This is a genomic window from Shinella sumterensis, from assembly GCF_004514425.2.
Lineage (GTDB): Bacteria > Pseudomonadota > Alphaproteobacteria > Rhizobiales > Rhizobiaceae > Shinella > Shinella sumterensis.
Window position 1 is genome coordinate 50,961 of sequence record NZ_MYFN02000007.1, and the last position, 17,380, is coordinate 68,340.

The following is a 17,380-nucleotide window of genomic DNA, read 5'->3' on the forward strand; positions in this document are numbered from 1 at the left end:
CGCTGCCATCGCTCGGCATCGCGTTGAGCCGACAGCGCCGCGCTTGACATTCGCTGCCAAAACCGGGAAGCGGAGGGCCTGAGACAAAGGCAGGACGCAATGACCGAGACGACGACGCCCGGCGAAAAGCCCCTCTTCGGACGTCCGTGGATCTTCATCCGCGGCGTGCCGGCCATGAAATTCCTGCCGCCGGAGGGGCCGCCGGAGATCGCGTTTGCCGGCCGCTCGAATGTCGGCAAGTCGTCGCTGATCAATGCGCTCGTCGGCCACAAGGGGCTCGCGCGCACCTCGAACACGCCCGGCCGCACGCAGGAACTCAACTATTTCGTGCCCGACGGCTTTTCCGGTGCGGACGACGACCTGCCGCCGATGGCGCTCGTCGACATGCCCGGCTACGGCTATGCGCAGGCGCCCAAGGAACAGGTGGACGCCTGGACCAAGCTCGTCTTCGACTATCTGCGCGGCCGCTCCACGCTCAAGCGCGTCTATGTGCTGATCGACAGCCGCCACGGCGTCAAGAAGAATGACGAGGAAGTCTTCGCCCTGCTCGACAAGGCCGCCGTCTCCTACCAGATCGTGCTGACCAAGACGGACAAGATCAAGGATGCCGGCGTGCCACGACTCATCGAGGAGACCCGGCAGAAGATCCTGAAGCACCCGGCCGCCTATCCGGACGTGCTGGCGACATCGTCGGAGAAGAGCCGCGGGCTCGACGATCTGCGCAACGCCATCCTGACGGCGATCGCCCGCTGATCGACCCGGCCTGCGCGTCCCCGACCTGCGCGCCTCAGTCCGCCTTCGGCGGATAGGCGTGCACGTCGCCGCGGAAATCCCGCAGGCGGAAGCAGCCGTCGTCCGCCGCCTCCACCGCCATGGAATCCGCACGCACCTTGCCGTGCCCGCCGGGTATATCGAGGATGTAGGCCGGCTGGCAGAGACCGGAAACACGGCCGCGCAGGCTCTCGACCAGCGCCCTGCCCTCGGCAAGCGTCAGGCGGAAATGCGCGGTGCCCGGCGCAAGGTCCGGGTGATGCAGATAATAGGGTTTGACCCGGTTCTCGACGAAGGTGCGCATCAGCGCCGCCAGCACATCGGCATCGTCGTTGACGCCTTTCAGCAGCACCGTCTGGCTGATCATGACCATGCCGGCATCGACGATGCGGGCGATGGCGGCGCAGGCATCCGCCGTGAATTCGCGCGGATGATTGGCGTGAAGCGCGACATAGGTCGTCTTGCCCGAGGCCTTCAGCGCATCGATGAGCGCGGCATCGATACGGGCGGGATCGACGACCGGCACGCGGGTGTGGAAGCGCACGATTTTCACATGCGCGATCGCCCCCAACCGCTCCATGATGGCCTGGAGGCGCCGCGGGGAGAGCACGAGCGGATCCCCGCCCGTCAGGATCACTTCCCATATCTCCGGCCGTTCGGCGATATAGGCGATGGCCGCGTCCAGCGCCTTGGCCGAGAGCGTGCCGAGGCCTTCCGGCCCGACCATCTCGCGACGGAAGCAGAAGCGGCAATAGACCGGGCAGACATGCACCGCCTTGAGCAGAACGCGATCCGGGTACCGATGCACGATGCCCTCGACGGGGCTGTGCGCGAGATCGCCGATGGGATCGGCGCGTTCCTCCGGCAGAGTGACGAGCTCGGCGGCATCAGGCACGAACTGGCGCGCGATCGGATCCGAGGGATCGTCGGCATCGATCAGGCCGACGAGCGCGGGCGTGACCGCGACCGCATACCGTTCGGCGACGGCCGCCGCATCGGCTCGTTTCGCTTCGGGCACGAGGCCGGCGTCGGCGAGCTCGGCGATCGTCGTCAGGCTGCGTGCCGCCGTCACTGTACCGTCTCCGCAACCGGGGCCCAGATCACCTGGTCGATGCGCTGGGCACCCGTGGCCAGCATGACGAGACGGTCGAAGCCGAGCGCGATGCCGCTCGCCTCCGGCATGATGGCGAGCGCGGCGAGGAAATCCTCGTCGAGCGGGTAGGTCTCGCCGTAGACGCGGGCCTTTTCCGCCATTTCCAGTTCGAAGCGGCGGCGCTGCTCCGCGGCGTCCGTCAATTCCCCGAAGGCATTGGCCAGTTCCACGCCGCAGGCATAGAGTTCGAACCGCTCGGCCACGCGCCGGTCATGCGGGGCGGGACGGGCGAGCGCCGCTTCGGCGACGGGATACTCGCAAAGGATCGTGGCGCGGCCGAAACCGAGCCCTGGTTCCACCTTCTCCACCAGCACACGGCTGAACAGGTCCGCCCAGGTATCGTCTTCGGCAACGCGCAGCCCGGCGGCCCGCATGGCCGCGGCAAGCTTTTGCCGGCCGGTCGCGCCATCAGGGTCGATGGTGGCGAGGAGATCGATACCGGCATGGCGCCGGAAGGCATCGGCCACCGTCAGCCGCTCGGGCGCGAGACCGGGGTCGCAGGTCGCGCCGCGATAGGTGAGTTGCGGCACACCTGCCACCTCTGCCGCAAGCTTCAGAAGCGCGCCGCAATCCTCCATCAGCACGTCATAGGTCTCGCCGGCGCGATACCATTCCAGCATGGTGAATTCCGGGTGATGCAACGGTCCCCGCTCCCGGTTGCGATAGACGTGGGCAAAGCAGGCAATGCGCCGTTCACCTGCTGCCAGCAGCTTCTTGCAGGCGAATTCCGGGGAGGTGTGCAGGTAAAGCGGCGTTTTCTCGCCGGAATGACCGATCGCGGCTGTCGCAAAGGCGTGCAGATGCGCCTCGTTTCCCGGCGAGACCTGCAATGTCGCCGTATCGACCTCGATGAAGTCGCGCGTCGCAAACCAGCCGCGCAACGCCGCCTGGATACGGTTTCGCGCCAGCAGGAACGGCCGGCGATCGGCATGGACATCGGGCGTCCACCAGGGCGATGGCTTCAGGTTCATGGCGTTTCCATGACAGGTTTCTTCGGACCAGACGGCGGCGGAGACTGGTGTTTTGCCGGAATATAGGATAGTTGCGGCCCCGAAAACGCTTTTTCCGGCGTTCGGGGAAGACGTCGTGCGACGGTCCTCTACGACGCGGTCCATTCAGTTACAAGGAAGACTTATGGTAAAGATCATCGCTTCTTCCGTCCGTAAGGGCAATGTGCTCGACGTCGACGGCAAGCTCTATGTCGTGCTGACGGCGCAGAATTTCCACCCGGGCAAGGGCACGCCGGTCACGCAGGTCGACATGCGCCGCATCTCCGACGGCGTGAAGGTCTCCGAACGCTATCGCACGACCGAGCAGGTCGAGCGCGCCTTCGTCGAGGACCGCGAGCACAACTTCCTCTATGAGGACGGCGACGGCTACCACTTCATGAACCCGGAAACCTACGACCAGCTGACCATGTCGGTCGAAGATATCGGCGACCTCAAGGCCTATCTCCAGGAAGGCATGACGGTCGTGCTTTCGGTGCATGAAGGCGTTGCCATCGCCATCGACCTGCCGCGCCACGTCACGCTCGAGATCACCGAAACCGAGCCGGTCGTGAAGGGCCAGACGGCGTCGTCCTCCTACAAGCCGGCGATTCTGTCGAACGGCGTCCGCACGCTCGTGCCGCCGCATATCACGGCCGGCACCCGCGTCGTCATCGCCACCGAAGACGGTTCCTACGTGGAACGCGCGAAGGACTGACCGGTCTCTTTCAGAAAAAGGCCGCCCGCCGGAAACGGTGTGGCGGCCTTTTTGCTTTCAACTTCCGGAAAATCCGGTAAGACCCGATTCCGGCTCTCACAACGAAGACGGGATTCCCGCATGACCAAATTCGACGTGCTGACGGTCGGCAATGCCATCGTCGACATCATCGCGCGCTGCGACGAGAACTTCATCACGGACAATGGCATCATCAAGGGCGCGATGAATCTCATCGACGCCGAGCGGGCCGAACTGCTCTATTCGCGCATGGGACCGGCACTGGAAGCCTCCGGCGGCAGCGCCGGCAACACGGCCTCGGGCGTTGCCAGCTTCGGCGGCAGGGCCGCCTATTTCGGGAAGGTCGCCAACGACCAGCTGGGCGACATCTTCATTCACGACATTCGCGCCCAGGGCGTGCACTTCGAAACGAAGCCGCTCGCCAAGACGCCGCCGACCGCGCGTTCGATGATCTTCGTCACGCCGGACGGCGAGCGCTCGATGAACACCTATCTCGGCGCCTGCGTGGAGCTTGGGCCCGATGATGTGGAAGAGCAGGTCGTCGCCGAGGCGAAGGTCACCTATTTCGAGGGCTATCTCTGGGATCCGCCACGCGCCAAGGATGCGATCCGCGAATGCGCCCGCATCGCGCATGCCCATGGCCGCGAAGTCTCCATGACGCTGTCCGACAGCTTCTGCGTCCACCGCTATCGCGGCGAGTTCCTCGAACTCATGCGCTCGGGCACCGTCGACATCGTCTTCGCCAACAAGGCCGAGGCGCTTGCGCTCTACGAGACCGAGGATTTCGAAGAGGCGCTGACGCGCATAGCCGAGGACTGCCGGCTCGCCGCGGTGACCATGAGCGAGGACGGCTCCATCATCCTGTCGAAGGGCGAGCGCACCAAGGTGGACGCGATCGATATCCCGAGCGTGGTCGACACGACGGGCGCGGGCGATCTCTATGCCGCGGGTTTCCTCTATGGCTACACGGCCGGCCGCTCGCTTGCCGATTGCGGCAGGCTCGGCAGCCTTGCCGCCGGGCTCGTCATCCAGCAGATCGGGCCCCGCCCGCTGCTGTCGCTGGCGGAAGAAGCCCGCAAGGCCAGCCTTACTTGAAGGCTTCGCCCGGATAGGCGCCCCAGATCTCGTTCTGCGAGACCCATCCGGCGGCGCCTTCCGCCTCGGCACGGCACCAGTCGCCGTTGCACTCGCCGACCTTCACGACGACGCCGGGCTGGATCTTCGCGACGATCGTGGCATTGGGCAGCGCTTCGCGGCGCATGTTGACGAACACATCGTCGCCCTTGCCGCGCATCCACGGCGCGGTGACGGCGGTGCGCTCGCCCGACAGCAGCGCCTGGTTCACCCAGCCTTCCGTGCCATCGGCATCGCGGATGCGGCGCCAGTTATCGTATTCCTGGATGATCTCCACAGGCACGCCTGACTTCATATAGCGCCAGGCGACGGCGTAGTCGACGCTGGGGCCGACGCGCAGGTTGACGCTCTTGGCCTTGAGGCTCACGAAGCGCGGCAGCGGCAGGCCGCTCGGCCCCTTGGCCGCCTGCGCATGGGCAGACTGGAGGCCGGCGACGGAAACGAGGATGCCCGCGAGGGCGGCGAGGCTGAAACGCATGACAAGGTTACGCATGGCAAATCCGCACGAACAGAGGAGGGCATCGGGCTGCAGAACCGGCACGCGGCGGCAAATCGCGGGGACCGCTTCCTGAGCGGATTGTCTTCGCGACCGGGTCTGGTAGAAAATGCCCCTGATGAAGCAATCCTTGCCCAACTTGGTTAAGGACCCGTCAACAGGACGCCGGAACATCCCATGACCCAGAAGAAAAAACCGAAGGTCTATATCACCCGCCGCCTTCCCGAGGTGGTGGAGACACGGATGCGCGAGCTGTTCGACGCGGAACTCAACATCGACGACACGCCGCGCAGCCAGCCCGAGCTGGTCGCGGCCGTCAAAAGCGCGGATGTTCTCGTTCCCACGCTGGGCGACCGGATCGATGCGGCCCTCATCGAGCAGGCGGGCCCGCAGCTGAAGCTCATCGCCTGCTTTTCGAACGGCGTCGACAATGTCGACGTGGAAGCGGCCGCAAGGCGCGGCATCACGGTCACCAACACGCCGAACGTACTGACCGAGGACACCGCCGACATGACGATGGCGCTCATCCTGGCGGCACCCCGGCGCCTGGCCGAAGGTGCGCGCATCCTGACGGACCGCAAGGGCGAATGGGCCGGCTGGTCGCCGACCTGGATGCTCGGCCGGCGCATCTGGGGCAAGCGCCTCGGCATCGTCGGCATGGGCCGCATCGGCACGGCCGTCGCCAAGCGCGCCAAGGCCTTCGGCCTCTCCATCCACTACCACAACCGCCACCGCGTGCGCCCCGACACGGAAGACGCGCTGGAGGCGACCTACTGGGACAGCCTCGACCAGATGCTGGCGCGCGTCGATATCGTCTCGGTCAACTGCCCGTCGACGCCCGCGACCTATCACCTGCTTTCGGCCCGCCGGCTCGAGCTGATGCAGCCGACGAGCTACATCGTCAACACGGCGCGCGGCGGCATCATCGACGAGACGGCGCTGATCAAGTGCCTGCGCGAGGGCAAGATCGCCGGCGCCGGTCTCGACGTGTTCGAAAACGAGCCATCGGTCAATCCGAAGCTTCTGAAGCTGGCGGCGGAAGGTAAAGTCGTCCTCCTGCCGCATATGAGTTCGGCGACCATCGAAGGCCGTGTCGACATGGGCGAGAAGGTCGTGATCAACATCCGCACCTTCTTCGACGGCCATCGCCCGCCCGATCGCGTGCTGCCGGGGCGGGTGTAGCGGGTGGCACCCACCGCAGCAATCAAGTACCGCTGTTCCGCCGCCGATATTTCAGCGTTTCGAACCGGGCCGCCAGCCCGTCATAGAGCAGCAGGCGGCCGACCAGCGGCTCGCCGGCGCCGGTGACGAGCTTGATCACCTCCATCGCCATCAGCGTGCCGATGACGCCCGTCAGCGCGCCGACGATGCCGGCTTCCGCGCAGGCGGGCACGACGCCCGGCGGCGGGGCTGAGGGGAAGAGATCGCGGTAGCCGGGATAGAGCACACCGTCCGCGCCGGCCTCATAGGGTTTCAGCACCGTCAGCGAACCATCGAAGCGACCGACAGCGCCGGTAACGAGCGGAATGCCGGCCGCCTCCGCCGCATCGGCGGACGTGTAGCGCGTATCGAAGTTGTCGGAGCCGTCCACGAGGATATCATAGCCGGCTAACAGACCTGCGGCATTCTCTACGTCGATGCGCTTCGCGATGCCGGTGAAGCGGACATGCGGGTTGAGACGCGCGACGGCGGCCGCCGCACTCTCGACCTTCGGCGCCCCGAGGCCGGCCGTGTCGTGAATCACCTGGCGCTGCAGGTTGGAGAGCGAAACCGTGTCGTCGTCGATGACGCCGATATGGCCGATGCCGGCGGCGGCAAGATACTGGATAACCGGCGCGCCCAGCCCGCCTGCGCCGACGACAAGCACACTCGCCTGTTTCAGCCTCTGCTGGCCCGCGCCGCCGATTTCGGCCAGCACGATATGGCGACGGTAGCGGTCGATTTCTTCGGGGCTCAGCGGATCGGTCATGGCAGGATGCCTCCGTTCGAGACGGTGAGGAACTGGGCGCGCTCGCCGAGCGCATCGAACATCGACCGGTCCGTGCCGGTCATGAAAGCCTGGCCGCCAAGTGCATCGACGCGGTCGAACAGTGCGGCGCGGCGGCCCTCGTCGAGATGCGCGGCGATCTCGTCGAGCAGCAGCACCGGCGCGTGCCCGGTCATGCCGCCGACAAGCCCCGCATGGGCCAGGATGAGGCCGACGAGCAGTGCCTTCTGCTCGCCCGTCGAGCAGCGCTCGGCCTCCATGTCCTTTTCGCGGTGGCGGATGAGGAGGTCGGCACGGTGAGGGCCTTCCAGCGTGCGGCCGGCGGCGGCATCACGGTAACGACCGTCCTGCAGCAGGCCGAGATAGATATCCTCGATCTCATAGGCGGGGCGCTGCCATTCCTCATTCAGGAAGCCGGACAGCCGCATCGTGGCGGATGGAAACGGCCCGTCGTCACGCGCCGCCTCAACGAGGCCGGACAGCAGCCCCACCAGTTCGTGGCGCGCATGGGCCATGGCGATACCAAGCTCGGCCATCTGCTTTTCCAGCGCGGTCAGCCAAGCCGGATCGGGCCGCGGCTCGGACAAGAGACGATTGCGGCCGCGCATCGCCTTTTCGAAATCCGCAGCGCGACGGCCATGCTCGGGATCGAGCGACAGCACGAGGCGATCGAGAAACCGGCGCCGGTCGGCGGAAGGGCCGGTGAACAGGCCGTCCATCGACGGGGTCAGCCAGACCACGCGCAGATGATCGAGAAGCTCATCGACGGTGCGGGCCGGCGTGCCGTTGAGGCGCAGCTTTCGGGCCTGACCTTCCTCGCCGCCTTCGGTGCCGGTGCCGATATCCACCTCGCCCAGCATGCCGTCCAGCGTGGCGAAGACGGAAAAACCGCCGGCGCTGCCGGCGCGCGGGATATCGCCATAGGCGGCGCGGCGCAGGCCGCGGCCTGGCGACAGGAATGACACCGCCTCCATGAGGTTCGTCTTGCCGGCACCGTTCTGCCCCGTCAGCACGACATGCCGGCCGTCGAGCGGCAGCGACAGGCTCGCATAGTTACGGAAATCCGTGAGCTTGAGGCGGGAAAGGGAAACCTTGTGCGGCATGGCTTGAGAGCTAGAGCATTTTTCATGCGAGTGGAATCACTTGCGGGCATATTCGTCGGGCAACAACAGAAAGATGGTGTCGTGACCGTCCGCAACCAAGGCCTGCCCGGCCAATCGTGCAAGAGAGGTTGCCTGCGCGACCTCAAGCGGGTAATCGAAAGGCCCGCGCCATGCATCCTCTCCCAGTTCAACAGGTTCTGTCTTGCCCAACGCCACGCCCGTTTTCGACCGCAGTTTCTCGGCCTTCCTCTTCGATATGGATGGGACGCTCATCAATTCGATTGCTGCCGCCGAACGCGTCTGGTCGCGCTGGGCGCTGAAGCACGGGCTCGACGTGGCGACCTTCCTGCCGATGATGCACGGCAAGCGCGGCATCGACACCATAACCCAGCTCGGTTTGCCGGGTGTGGACGCCGAGGCGGAAGCCCTGGAGGTCGAGCGGCAGGAAATCGAGGATGTGGAGGGCGTCGTAGCCCTGCCCGGCGCCATCGCCTTCCTGACGGCCCTGCCCCGGGAACGCTGGGCCATCGTGACGTCCGCACCGGTGGCCCTCGCCCGCCGCCGCCTCGCGGCCGCCGGCATTCCGCTGCCGGACGTTCTCGTGACGGCAGAGGACGTCACGAAGGGCAAGCCGGCGCCGGATGGCTACAAGCTGGGTGCGGCGCGGCTTGGCTTCGATCCCGCCGATTGCCTGGTGTTCGAGGATGTGCCCGCGGGTATCCTTGCCGGGGAGAGCGCCGGTGCCAATGTCGCCGTGATCACCGCCACGCACGATCATCCGATCGAGACGGGCCACCCGCAGCTCGCGAACTATCTCGGCGTCGCACCCGTCGTCGGCGCCGACGGCACGCTGCGGCTCGCCTATACGGCCGGCTGAGGGTTCATGCGGAGGGATTTGCCGCAATCCCGGTAAGGACGGCGTCGACGACGGCGTCGATATCCGTGTCGGAAACCTCCAGCCTGTCCGTCAGCAGGCGGCCCCAGGCAAAGCTCGCCAATATTTCCGTCATCAGCTCGGGATCGGCATCGGCCCGCACCTCGCCACGCGCCTGCGCCATGCGAATGATCTCCCCGCTCTGCGCGCGCCGGTCTGCCATATAGGCGGAAAGCGCGGCCAGTGCCGCCGGCTCGCCCTGCGCCTTCGCCACGAGGCTGCGGAACACGGCGCCGCTGGTGTGTTCGCGCCACGTGGTCAGCAGACCCGAGAGATAGGCCCGCAGATCGTCCCGCACATTGCCCGTGTCGGGAAAGATGAAATTGATGTGCTTGCGGCTGTGGTAGACATCCAGCAGAAGGGCCGCCTGCGACGGCCACCAGCGGTAGATCGTCGGCTTGCCGGCACGCGCGCGCTTGGCGACCGCCTCTATGGAGAAGCCGTTGAGGCCGTTTTCCAGAAGGACAGCCTCAGCCGCCGCCAGAATGGCCTCCTGGCTTGCCGGATTGCGGGTGGCGCCGATCGAGCGGCGGGCCGGGCTGTTGTCTGTCTCTGACATGGCATTTTCCTTTTTTGCGTTTCTAGCACGGCGGGGACTTGAACGGAACGTTTCGTTTCTATATAAACGAAACGTTCCGTTCTATAAAGGTCCTCCCATGTCCGACACATCTTCTCCCCGCAAACTTTCCAAGCTGCATCTCGCCCTTGCCATGCTCGTGCCCGTCTATCCGCTGATTACGACAATCCTCTATATCGTCCTGCCGCTCACCGAGCGGTGGACGATCTGGCAGCGTACGGCGGTCATCGCGCCGGTGATGGTGTTCTCCATCGTGTTCGTCGTCTCGCCCTTCGTGCAGAAGCGTTTCGCGAACTTCATCCTGCGTGCGGCATAAAAAAAGCCGGGGCGCATCGCACCCCGGCTTCTTGTTTGTCCTTCAGCGTGGCTCAGCCGTCGAAGAATTCCTTCATCCGGGCGAAGAAACCCGCTGATTCCGGATTGTTGTCCTTCGAGGAAATCTCCTCGAATTCCCGGAGCAATTCCCGCTGGCGTTTGGTCAGCTTCTGCGGCGTCTCGATCTGGATCTGGATATAGAGATCGCCGACCTGCGACGAACGCAGCACCGGCATGCCCTTGCCCTTGAGGCGGAACTGCTTGCCGGCCTGCGTGCCCTCCGGCACCGAGACGCGCGACTTCGTCCCGTCGAGCGTCGCGACATCGAAGGTGCCGCCGAGCGCCGCCGTCGTCATGGAGATCGGCACGGCACAGTAGAGATCCGCGCCGTCGCGCTGGAAGAACTCGTGCGGCCTTACCGACAGGAAGATATAGAGGTCGCCCGCGGGGCCGCCGCGAAGACCTGCCTCGCCTTCACCGGACAGCCGGATGCGCGTGCCGTCCTCGATGCCGGCGGGAATATTGACCGACAGCGAGCGCTCTTCCGTGACACGTCCGTTGCCGTGGCATTTCGTGCAGGGATCGCTGATCGTCTGGCCGCGGCCATGGCAGGTCGGGCAGGTGCGCTCGACGGAGAAGAAGCCCTGTGCGGCACGCACGCGCCCGGAGCCCTGGCAGGTGGCGCAGGTCTTGGGGCTGGTGCCGGGCTTGGCGCCGGAGCCGGAACAGACGTCACAGGTGATCGACGTCGGCACGCGGATCTGCGCGGTCTTGCCGGCGTATGCCTCTTCCAGCGAGATTTCCATGTTGTAGCGCAGGTCGCCGCCGCGCTCGCGCCCACTGGCCGAACGCCGCTGGCGACCGCCGCCCATCATCTCGCCGAAGATGTCCTCGAAGATGTCGGAGAAGCCGCCGCCCTGGAAGCCACCGCCGCCGCCGAAGCCGCCACCGCCCATGCCGCCCTGCTCGAAGGCGGCGTGGCCATAACGGTCATAGGCCGCGCGCTTCTGCGGGTCCTTGAGCGTCTCATAGGCCTCGTTGACGTCCTTGAACTTCTGTTCGGCAGAGGCATCGCCGGGATTCTTGTCCGGGTGATACTTCATCGCCATCTTGCGGAAGGCGCTCTTCAGCTCCTTCTCGTCGGCGGTCTTGGAGACACCCAGCGTCTCGTAAAAATCAGCTTTTGCCATTCGGGTTCACGTCCGTTTCGTGGGAACGGTCTTCTTGTTATGGACCTGGAAGCTTGCCTTAGCCTGCGCAAGCGAAAAATGCGCATGCAAAAAGGCGGAAGCCGGCGAAGGAAAGGCCATGACATCGTCGCCGCGAAAAACGGGAGTGATCATGGTGCCTTGTTTCCCTTCGCGCTGACTTCCGCCTTCCTGCTATCCAACTGCACCGGCCGCGAAGAACGCGGCCGGCATCTCTGGAGGCTTAGGCCGACTTCTTGTCGTCCTTGACTTCCTCGTAATCGGCGTCGACGACGTTGTCGCCGGCATCACCCGAGGATGCGGCCTCTTCGGCCTGCTGCGCCTCGTAGATGGCCTGACCGAGCTTCATGGAAACTTCCATGAGCGTGTTGGTCTTGGCCTTGATGTCCTCGGCGTCCGGCTCGGACGCTTCGACGGCGGTCTTGAGGTCGGCAATCGCGTCCTCGATGGCCTTGCGGTCGGCTTCCGTGACCTTGTCGCCGTAGTCCTTGAGGGACTTTTCCGACGAGTGGATCAGGCTTTCGGCCTGGTTCTTGGCCTCGACGGCCTCACGGCGCTTCTTGTCGGCCTCGGCATTGGCTTCGGCGTCCTTGACCATCTTCTCGATGTCGGCGTCGGACAGACCACCGGAAGCCTGGATGCGGATCTGGTGCTCCTTGCCGGTGCCCTTGTCCTTGGCCGAAACCTGCACGATGCCGTTGGCGTCGATATCGAAGGTGACTTCGATCTGCGGCATGCCGCGCGGTGCCGGCGGAATGCCGACGAGGTCGAACTGGCCGAGCAGCTTGTTGTCGGCTGCCATTTCGCGCTCGCCCTGCGAGACGCGGATGGTCACGGCCGACTGGTTGTCCTCGGCGGTCGAGAAGGTCTGCGACTTCTTCGTCGGGATCGTCGTGTTGCGCTCGATCAGACGGGTGAAGACGCCGCCCAGCGTTTCGATGCCGAGAGACAGCGGGGTCACGTCGAGGAGCAGAACGTCCTTGACGTCGCCCTGGAGAACGCCGGCCTGGATGGCGGCGCCCATGGCGACCACTTCATCCGGGTTCACGCCCTTGTGCGGCTCCTTGCCGAACAGCTGCTTGACGACTTCCTGCACCTTCGGCATGCGGCTCATGCCGCCGACGAGAACGACTTCGTCGATCTCGGCCGCCGTGACGCCGGCATCCTTGAGGGCTGCCTTGCAAGGTGCGACGGTGCGCTGGACGAGGTCATCGACCAGAGCTTCGAACTTGGCGCGCGTCAGCTTCATCGTCAGGTGCTTCGGGCCGGAGGCATCCGCCGTGATGAACGGCAGGTTGATTTCGGTCTGCTGCGAGGACGAGAGCTCGATCTTGGCCTTTTCGGCAGCTTCCTTGAGGCGCTGCAGGGCGAGCTTGTCGTTCTTCAGGTCGATGCCCTGGTCCTTCTTGAACTCGTCGGCGAGGTAGTTGACCAGACGCATGTCGAAGTCTTCACCGCCAAGGAAGGTATCGCCGTTCGTCGACTTCACTTCGAAGACGCCGTCGCCGATTTCCAGAACCGAGATATCGAACGTGCCGCCGCCAAGGTCGTAGACGGCGATGGTCTTGCCGTCCTTCTTGTCGAGGCCGTAGGCGAGTGCCGCAGCCGTCGGCTCGTTGATGATGCGCAGAACTTCAAGACCGGCGATCTTGCCGGCATCCTTGGTTGCCTGGCGCTGCGCGTCGTTGAAGTAGGCGGGAACCGTGATGACGGCCTGCGTGACCTTTTCGCCGAGGTAGGATTCAGCGGTTTCCTTCATCTTCTGAAGGATCATCGCGGAGATCTGCGAGGGGGAGTAACCCTTGCCCTGCGCCTCGACCCAGGCGTCGCCATTGTCGCCCTTGATGATCTTGTAGGGAACGAGACCCTTGTCCTTCTCGACGAGCTTGTCGTCGTAGCGGCGGCCGATAAGGCGCTTCACTGCGAACAGGGTGTTTTCCGGGTTGGTGACGGCCTGGCGCTTTGCCGGCTGGCCGGTCAGGCGCTCGCCATCATCGTTGAAGGCGACGATCGAAGGGGTCGTACGCGCGCCTTCCGCATTTTCAATGACCTTCGCGTCCTTGCCGTCCATGACGGATACGCAGGAATTGGTCGTCCCGAGGTCGATACCGATTACTTTAGCCATGTCATTCTCTCCTTCAAGCGAACTGCCGGAACCCATTCAGGCATTCTTTTGGCAGCCCCTAATGGTATGGTCTTAGCGAAAGCCCGGACTGATCCGTAGCCTTGCGGGGTATATAAGGACCCCTCCAGACGACTGCAAGACATCGCAAGGCCGCAAAGCGCGCAAAATCAGCACGTCCGGCGCAGGAATGCCGGCCCGTCCTCGCACGCTGCAATCAAGCGCAATCGCGGTCGCGATTCAAGCCATTGCTCGTGAATCTGCGCGTCCTTTCAAACAGTGGCACGAGCGTGTGGCCGCGGTTCGCCTCGCTATCTTCGGCCGGGGACGTGCAACCCGCACGTCCTTAGAGGTATCTTCGAAAATAATAAATCGTTTCAATGCCTTGCTAAAGGCATCGAATTTCGCGCAGATTTTTTGACGCCACTTTATCCCCGTCCCCTCCACCGCCCTCACCATTGCCTTGTTTGAAATTGCCGGTGGATGCGCAAGACATGATCCCGACGGACCCAGATCTTATACAGTCACGCTACCAGTACGCAGCGCTCAATGTCGAAATGCGCGCGCTCACCTTGTCCCTCCATCTGAAGGCGGGCTTCCGCGCCGACCAGCCGCGCATCCCGGCGGGAAATCCCGATGGAGGACAATGGACGGCTGAAGGCAATGGAGACCGCCCCATCCTCGTCAGCCGCCGCGGTCCGCGCGGCAACGGCCAGGTGCGCATTCTCGGCAGATGGCAACCCATCACGCCCGCGCAAGAGGCGCGACTGGCGGTCAGTACGAGCCAGATGCAGGAGGCGATACGTGCCGTCAGAAAAATCGACCCGAACTGGAAGCCACCATCACAGCTTTTCGAGTCTGTCGAAGGCCTGATCAGAGCGAATGAAGCTGTAATGAGAGAGGCGCACTTCAGGGTATATGAATTGACGGTAAAACGCATCGGCCCAGGGCCTTTTGCATCGGAATGGATCGTCGCTCCATCCACCAATCGGCGACTTACGCGCGCCGAACAGGACGAGATAAATCGCATCGGTCGCAAATTTGGCTGCCACCGATGCGGCACTAAGATACCCGGGACTAAGAAAGGAGGGTATGTAGGAGATCATCAAGTGCCAACTTCACTAGGTACACCTACACGCATATATCCTCATTGCCTTTTCTGCAGCAATGCACAGGGCGGCATCGTAAGTGGCGGAAAATTCTGAAATGGCCATTCTTCACTTCAGCATAGCACCCGAATACAACAGCGTGTACCTCGCGAGCCGCAATATGCGCGATGTTCCCTACGATTTCAGGGAGAGGATTATTCCATTTACTCCTGACTGCGTGAGCATTCCGTGTACGTATTGGAATGACGGCGACACCAATTTTACTGTTGGTGCAGCCTGGGAAATACCGATGTCGACGCCACCCACGTTTGACGGCATTCTCAACACGCCCGACAAAAAGCTTGTCTTCTTCGATGCAAACGAGCCGGAATTTGCCAGCATTCCCGTGCCTACCGTCAGAACAAGAATCCGCGTCTGGATCGATCACCCTAGGGAGCCTGAGAATGTGATCGTCGCCTGGGGGTAGGTCTAGAAGGAAAAGCTCACAAGCAGCAGCCCTTTATCCCCCCAGAAGCACATCCAGCAGCGTCGTGCGCCGCGTGGCCGGCTGACGCTGTTCGCCCACATCGGCGGGTGGCGTCAGGCCGTCGTCAAAGGGTACGGAGCCCGTCTGCTCGCTCGCGACGGCCGCGCCACCTTCTGCCGGGCGCTCGTCGACACCCAGCGTGCGGGAGATGACGTCGAACAGTTCGTCGCCGCCTTCCTGCGGCACGGGCTGCGTGCCCTCCTGCAGGGGATCGCCACCTGCCGTTCCGAAGAGCGGCGACGGTGTCAGCCCGGCGTGGGCGGCGGTCATGAACTGGCTCCAGGCCTGGGCCGGAAGCCCGCCGCCGGTGACCTTCTTCATGGAATCGCCGTTGTCGTTGCCGAACCAGACGCCCGTCGTCAGGTTGCTGGTATAACCGACGAAGAGCGCGTCGCGGAAGGATTGCGTCGTTCCCGATTTGCCCGCCGCCTGCCAGCCGGGAATGCGCGCCGCCTTGCCGGTGCCCTCGGTGATGACCCGCATCATCATGCCGTTCATCATCGAGACGATGTTGGGTTCGAGAACGCGGGGCGGATTGTCGTAGGTGTTCTCGTAGAGCACCTTGCCTTCGGCGGTGGAGATGCGGCGGATGATGTGCGGCGTCGCCTTGTAGCCACCGTTCATGAAGGGCGCATAGGCCGATGTCAGCTCCACTAGCGTGACTTCGGATGTGCCGAGCGCAATCGAGGCATTGGCCTGCAACTCCGATTCGATACCGAGCCGGCGCGCCAGCTTGACGACATCGTTCGGACCGACCTCCATGACGAGCTGGGCCGCGATCGTGTTCAGCGAATGGGCAAGCGCGGAGGCGAGCGTTACCTCGCCGCGGTATTTCTGATCATAGTTCTCGGGCGTCCAGTTGCCGATCCGGACGGGCGCATCGTTGCGCACCGACAGCGGCGAACGGCCCGCTTCGAGGGCGGCGGCGTAGACGAAGGGCTTGAAGGCGGAGCCGGGCTGGCGCTTGGCCTTGGACGCCCGGTCGAACTGGCTCGTGGCGTAATCCCGCCCGCCGACCAGCGCACGGATGGCGCCCGTGCCGTCGATGGAAACGAGGGCGGCCTGGGAGACGTTGGATTTCGCACCGCTCTTGTCGAGCAGGGAGGTAAGCGTCTCCTCGGCCTTCTTTTCGAGATCGAGGTCGATGGTTGTATCGATGACGAGGTCTTCCTTGACGTCGCCGATCATGCCCGGCAGCTGCGCCATCACCATGTCGGCGGCATAGTACTGGGCGCCTGACCAATAGCTCTTCGCCCGCGCGGGCGTCTGCGACATCGCGGTCTTGATCTCGGTGTCGGTGACGAAGCCTTCCTCGCGCATCGCGCCCAGCACCACCTGCGCGCGGGCCTCGGCGGCTTCCGGGTCGCGGGCGGGCGACAGGCGCGACGGCGCCTTCAGCAGACCGGCCAGAAGCGCCGCCTCGCCGAGATTCACATCGCGGGCGGACTTGTTGAAGTAGCGACGCGACGCGGCCTCGACGCCATAGGAATTCGAGCCGAAGAAGACGCGGTTGAGATACATCGCAAGGATCTGGTCCTTGCTGTATTTGTGCTCGAGCCAGATGGCGAGCAGCACTTCCTGCACCTTGCGCTCCAGCGTGCGGTCGGGCGAGAGGAACATGTTCTTGGCGAGCTGCTGCGTCAGCGTCGAGCCGCCCTGCACCATGCGGCCGGACGTGACGTTCGTCAGCATGGCGCGGGCAAGCCCCAGCGGATCGATGCCGAAATGCGAGTAGAAGCGCCGGTCCTCGATGGCGATCACCGCCTGGGGAATGTAGGGCGACATGTTTTCCAGCGACAGCGCCTCGCCGCCGGTCATTCCGCGGTTTGCGATGGCCTCGCCGTTGACGGCCAGGATCTTGATGTTCGGCGGGCGATCGGGAATGGCCCAGCTCGTGGCGCTCGGCATGCGCGCGCCGTAATAGAGCACGAGGCCGCCCACGCCGATCGCGCCCCAGATACCCAGCACGATACACCAGTAGAACAGGCGGCGGATAAGGCCGAAGAAGCCGCCGGACGCGCCGCGCCGGCGCGACGAGGCGCGTTTCTCACGCGGCGCCTTGCGGGCTTTGCCGCGGCCCTTGCGGCCGCCATCGACAACACGATCCTCTGCGCCGACGTGGAAATCATCGTCGTCGTCTCGTCGCCCGGAACCCCGGAAAGACGGTTCGATGCGCTGGGATTTTCGGTTGGATGCCATAAGCGGTCGGATATGCCCTCGGAA

Annotated in this window: 18 protein-coding genes; 8 read left to right on the top strand and 10 right to left on the bottom strand. The window is 64.4% G+C overall.

The genetic code is table 11. The features are described from left to right. Positions 1-99 precede the first annotated feature (99 nt). On the top strand, positions 100-753 hold the full coding sequence (yihA, locus tag B5M41_RS14200) for a ribosome biogenesis GTP-binding protein YihA/YsxC (RefSeq protein ID WP_134647864.1): 654 nt from the start codon (positions 100-102) through the stop codon (positions 751-753). A gap of 34 nt (positions 754-787) precedes the next feature. Here yihA and B5M41_RS14205 read toward each other — a convergent pair whose 3' ends face one another. Next, positions 788-1,843, bottom strand: coding sequence for a lysine-2,3-aminomutase-like protein (locus B5M41_RS14205; protein ID WP_134647866.1), 1,056 nt, complete (start codon positions 1,841-1,843; stop codon positions 788-790). Then, positions 1,840-2,895 carry an EF-P lysine aminoacylase EpmA gene (gene epmA / locus B5M41_RS14210; RefSeq protein WP_134647868.1) on the bottom strand — a complete coding sequence of 352 codons (1,056 nt, stop codon included), beginning with the start codon at positions 2,893-2,895 and terminating at the stop codon, positions 1,840-1,842. Before epmA ends, B5M41_RS14205 begins: the two co-directional genes overlap by 4 nt. A gap of 163 nt (positions 2,896-3,058) precedes the next feature. Between epmA and efp the strand changes: the two genes are divergently transcribed. Beyond that, the gene (gene efp, locus B5M41_RS14215) at positions 3,059-3,628 is read left to right on the top strand and encodes an elongation factor P (protein WP_134647870.1); all 570 of its coding nucleotides are present in this window, start codon (positions 3,059-3,061) and stop codon (positions 3,626-3,628) included. Between the two features lie 120 nt (positions 3,629-3,748). Continuing rightward, complete coding sequence (locus B5M41_RS14220; RefSeq protein ID WP_134647872.1) at positions 3,749-4,741, top strand: adenosine kinase; 993 nt, start codon at positions 3,749-3,751, stop codon at positions 4,739-4,741. Here the strand turns inward: B5M41_RS14220 and B5M41_RS14225 are convergent. Beyond that, positions 4,734-5,258, bottom strand: coding sequence for an SH3 domain-containing protein (locus B5M41_RS14225; protein WP_370340622.1), 525 nt, complete (start codon positions 5,256-5,258; stop codon positions 4,734-4,736). The genes B5M41_RS14220 and B5M41_RS14225 overlap by 8 nt on opposite strands. A gap of 195 nt (positions 5,259-5,453) precedes the next feature. Here B5M41_RS14225 and B5M41_RS14230 point away from each other — a divergent pair, with 195 nt between their 5' ends. Beyond that, entirely contained in the window at positions 5,454-6,458 is a 1,005-nt protein-coding gene (locus B5M41_RS14230; RefSeq protein ID WP_134647876.1) for a 2-hydroxyacid dehydrogenase, read from the top strand. 22 nt (positions 6,459-6,480) lie between these two features. On the opposite strand, the gene B5M41_RS14235 is transcribed toward B5M41_RS14230, so the two are convergent. Genes B5M41_RS14235 through B5M41_RS14245 form a run of 3 tightly spaced genes read right to left on the bottom strand, consistent with a single transcriptional unit; the run spans position 6,481 to position 8,582 of the window. Beyond that, positions 6,481-7,245, bottom strand: a complete 765-nt coding sequence (locus tag B5M41_RS14235; RefSeq protein WP_134647878.1) for a molybdopterin-synthase adenylyltransferase MoeB — start codon at positions 7,243-7,245, stop codon at positions 6,481-6,483. Then, on the bottom strand, positions 7,242-8,366 hold the full coding sequence (recF, locus tag B5M41_RS14240; protein ID WP_134647880.1) for a DNA replication/repair protein RecF: 1,125 nt from the start codon (positions 8,364-8,366) through the stop codon (positions 7,242-7,244). Before recF ends, B5M41_RS14235 begins: the two co-directional genes overlap by 4 nt. Positions 8,367-8,402: 36 nt before the next feature. Next, a complete protein-coding gene (locus tag B5M41_RS14245) occupies positions 8,403-8,582 on the bottom strand; it encodes a hypothetical protein (protein WP_167722493.1) in 180 nt (59 codons plus the stop codon). Here B5M41_RS14245 and B5M41_RS14250 point away from each other — a divergent pair. Continuing rightward, on the top strand, positions 8,569-9,243 hold the full coding sequence (locus tag B5M41_RS14250; protein ID WP_268998348.1) for an HAD-IA family hydrolase: 675 nt from the start codon (positions 8,569-8,571) through the stop codon (positions 9,241-9,243). The genes B5M41_RS14245 and B5M41_RS14250 overlap by 14 nt on opposite strands. A gap of 4 nt (positions 9,244-9,247) precedes the next feature. Here B5M41_RS14250 and B5M41_RS14255 read toward each other — a convergent pair whose 3' ends face one another. Continuing rightward, entirely contained in the window at positions 9,248-9,859 is a 612-nt protein-coding gene (locus B5M41_RS14255) for a TetR/AcrR family transcriptional regulator (protein ID WP_134647882.1), read from the bottom strand. Between the two features lie 97 nt (positions 9,860-9,956). Between B5M41_RS14255 and B5M41_RS14260 the strand changes: the two genes are divergently transcribed. Beyond that, positions 9,957-10,193, top strand: a complete 237-nt coding sequence (locus B5M41_RS14260) for a hypothetical protein (RefSeq protein ID WP_134647884.1) — start codon at positions 9,957-9,959, stop codon at positions 10,191-10,193. Positions 10,194-10,245: 52 nt separating this feature from the next. On the opposite strand, the gene dnaJ is transcribed toward B5M41_RS14260, so the two are convergent. Together dnaJ and dnaK are read right to left on the bottom strand one after the other, a co-directional pair. Next, positions 10,246-11,382 (bottom strand): molecular chaperone DnaJ, encoded by a 1,137-nt coding sequence (dnaJ, locus tag B5M41_RS14265; RefSeq protein WP_134647886.1) that lies wholly within the window; start codon positions 11,380-11,382, stop codon positions 10,246-10,248. A 241-nt stretch (positions 11,383-11,623) separates the two neighbouring features. Next, on the bottom strand, positions 11,624-13,525 hold the full coding sequence (dnaK, locus tag B5M41_RS14270; protein ID WP_134647888.1) for a molecular chaperone DnaK: 1,902 nt from the start codon (positions 13,523-13,525) through the stop codon (positions 11,624-11,626). Positions 13,526-14,016: 491 nt separating this feature from the next. Between dnaK and B5M41_RS14275 the strand changes: the two genes are divergently transcribed. Beyond that, complete coding sequence (locus B5M41_RS14275) at positions 14,017-14,727, top strand: hypothetical protein (protein WP_134647890.1); 711 nt, start codon at positions 14,017-14,019, stop codon at positions 14,725-14,727. Between the two features lies 1 nt (position 14,728). Then, positions 14,729-15,097 (top strand): hypothetical protein, encoded by a 369-nt coding sequence (locus tag B5M41_RS14280; RefSeq protein WP_134647892.1) that lies wholly within the window; start codon positions 14,729-14,731, stop codon positions 15,095-15,097. A gap of 33 nt (positions 15,098-15,130) precedes the next feature. Here B5M41_RS14280 and B5M41_RS14285 read toward each other — a convergent pair whose 3' ends face one another. Continuing rightward, positions 15,131-17,356 (bottom strand): transglycosylase domain-containing protein, encoded by a 2,226-nt coding sequence (locus B5M41_RS14285; protein ID WP_134647894.1) that lies wholly within the window; start codon positions 17,354-17,356, stop codon positions 15,131-15,133. Positions 17,357-17,380: the final 24 nt, after the last annotated feature.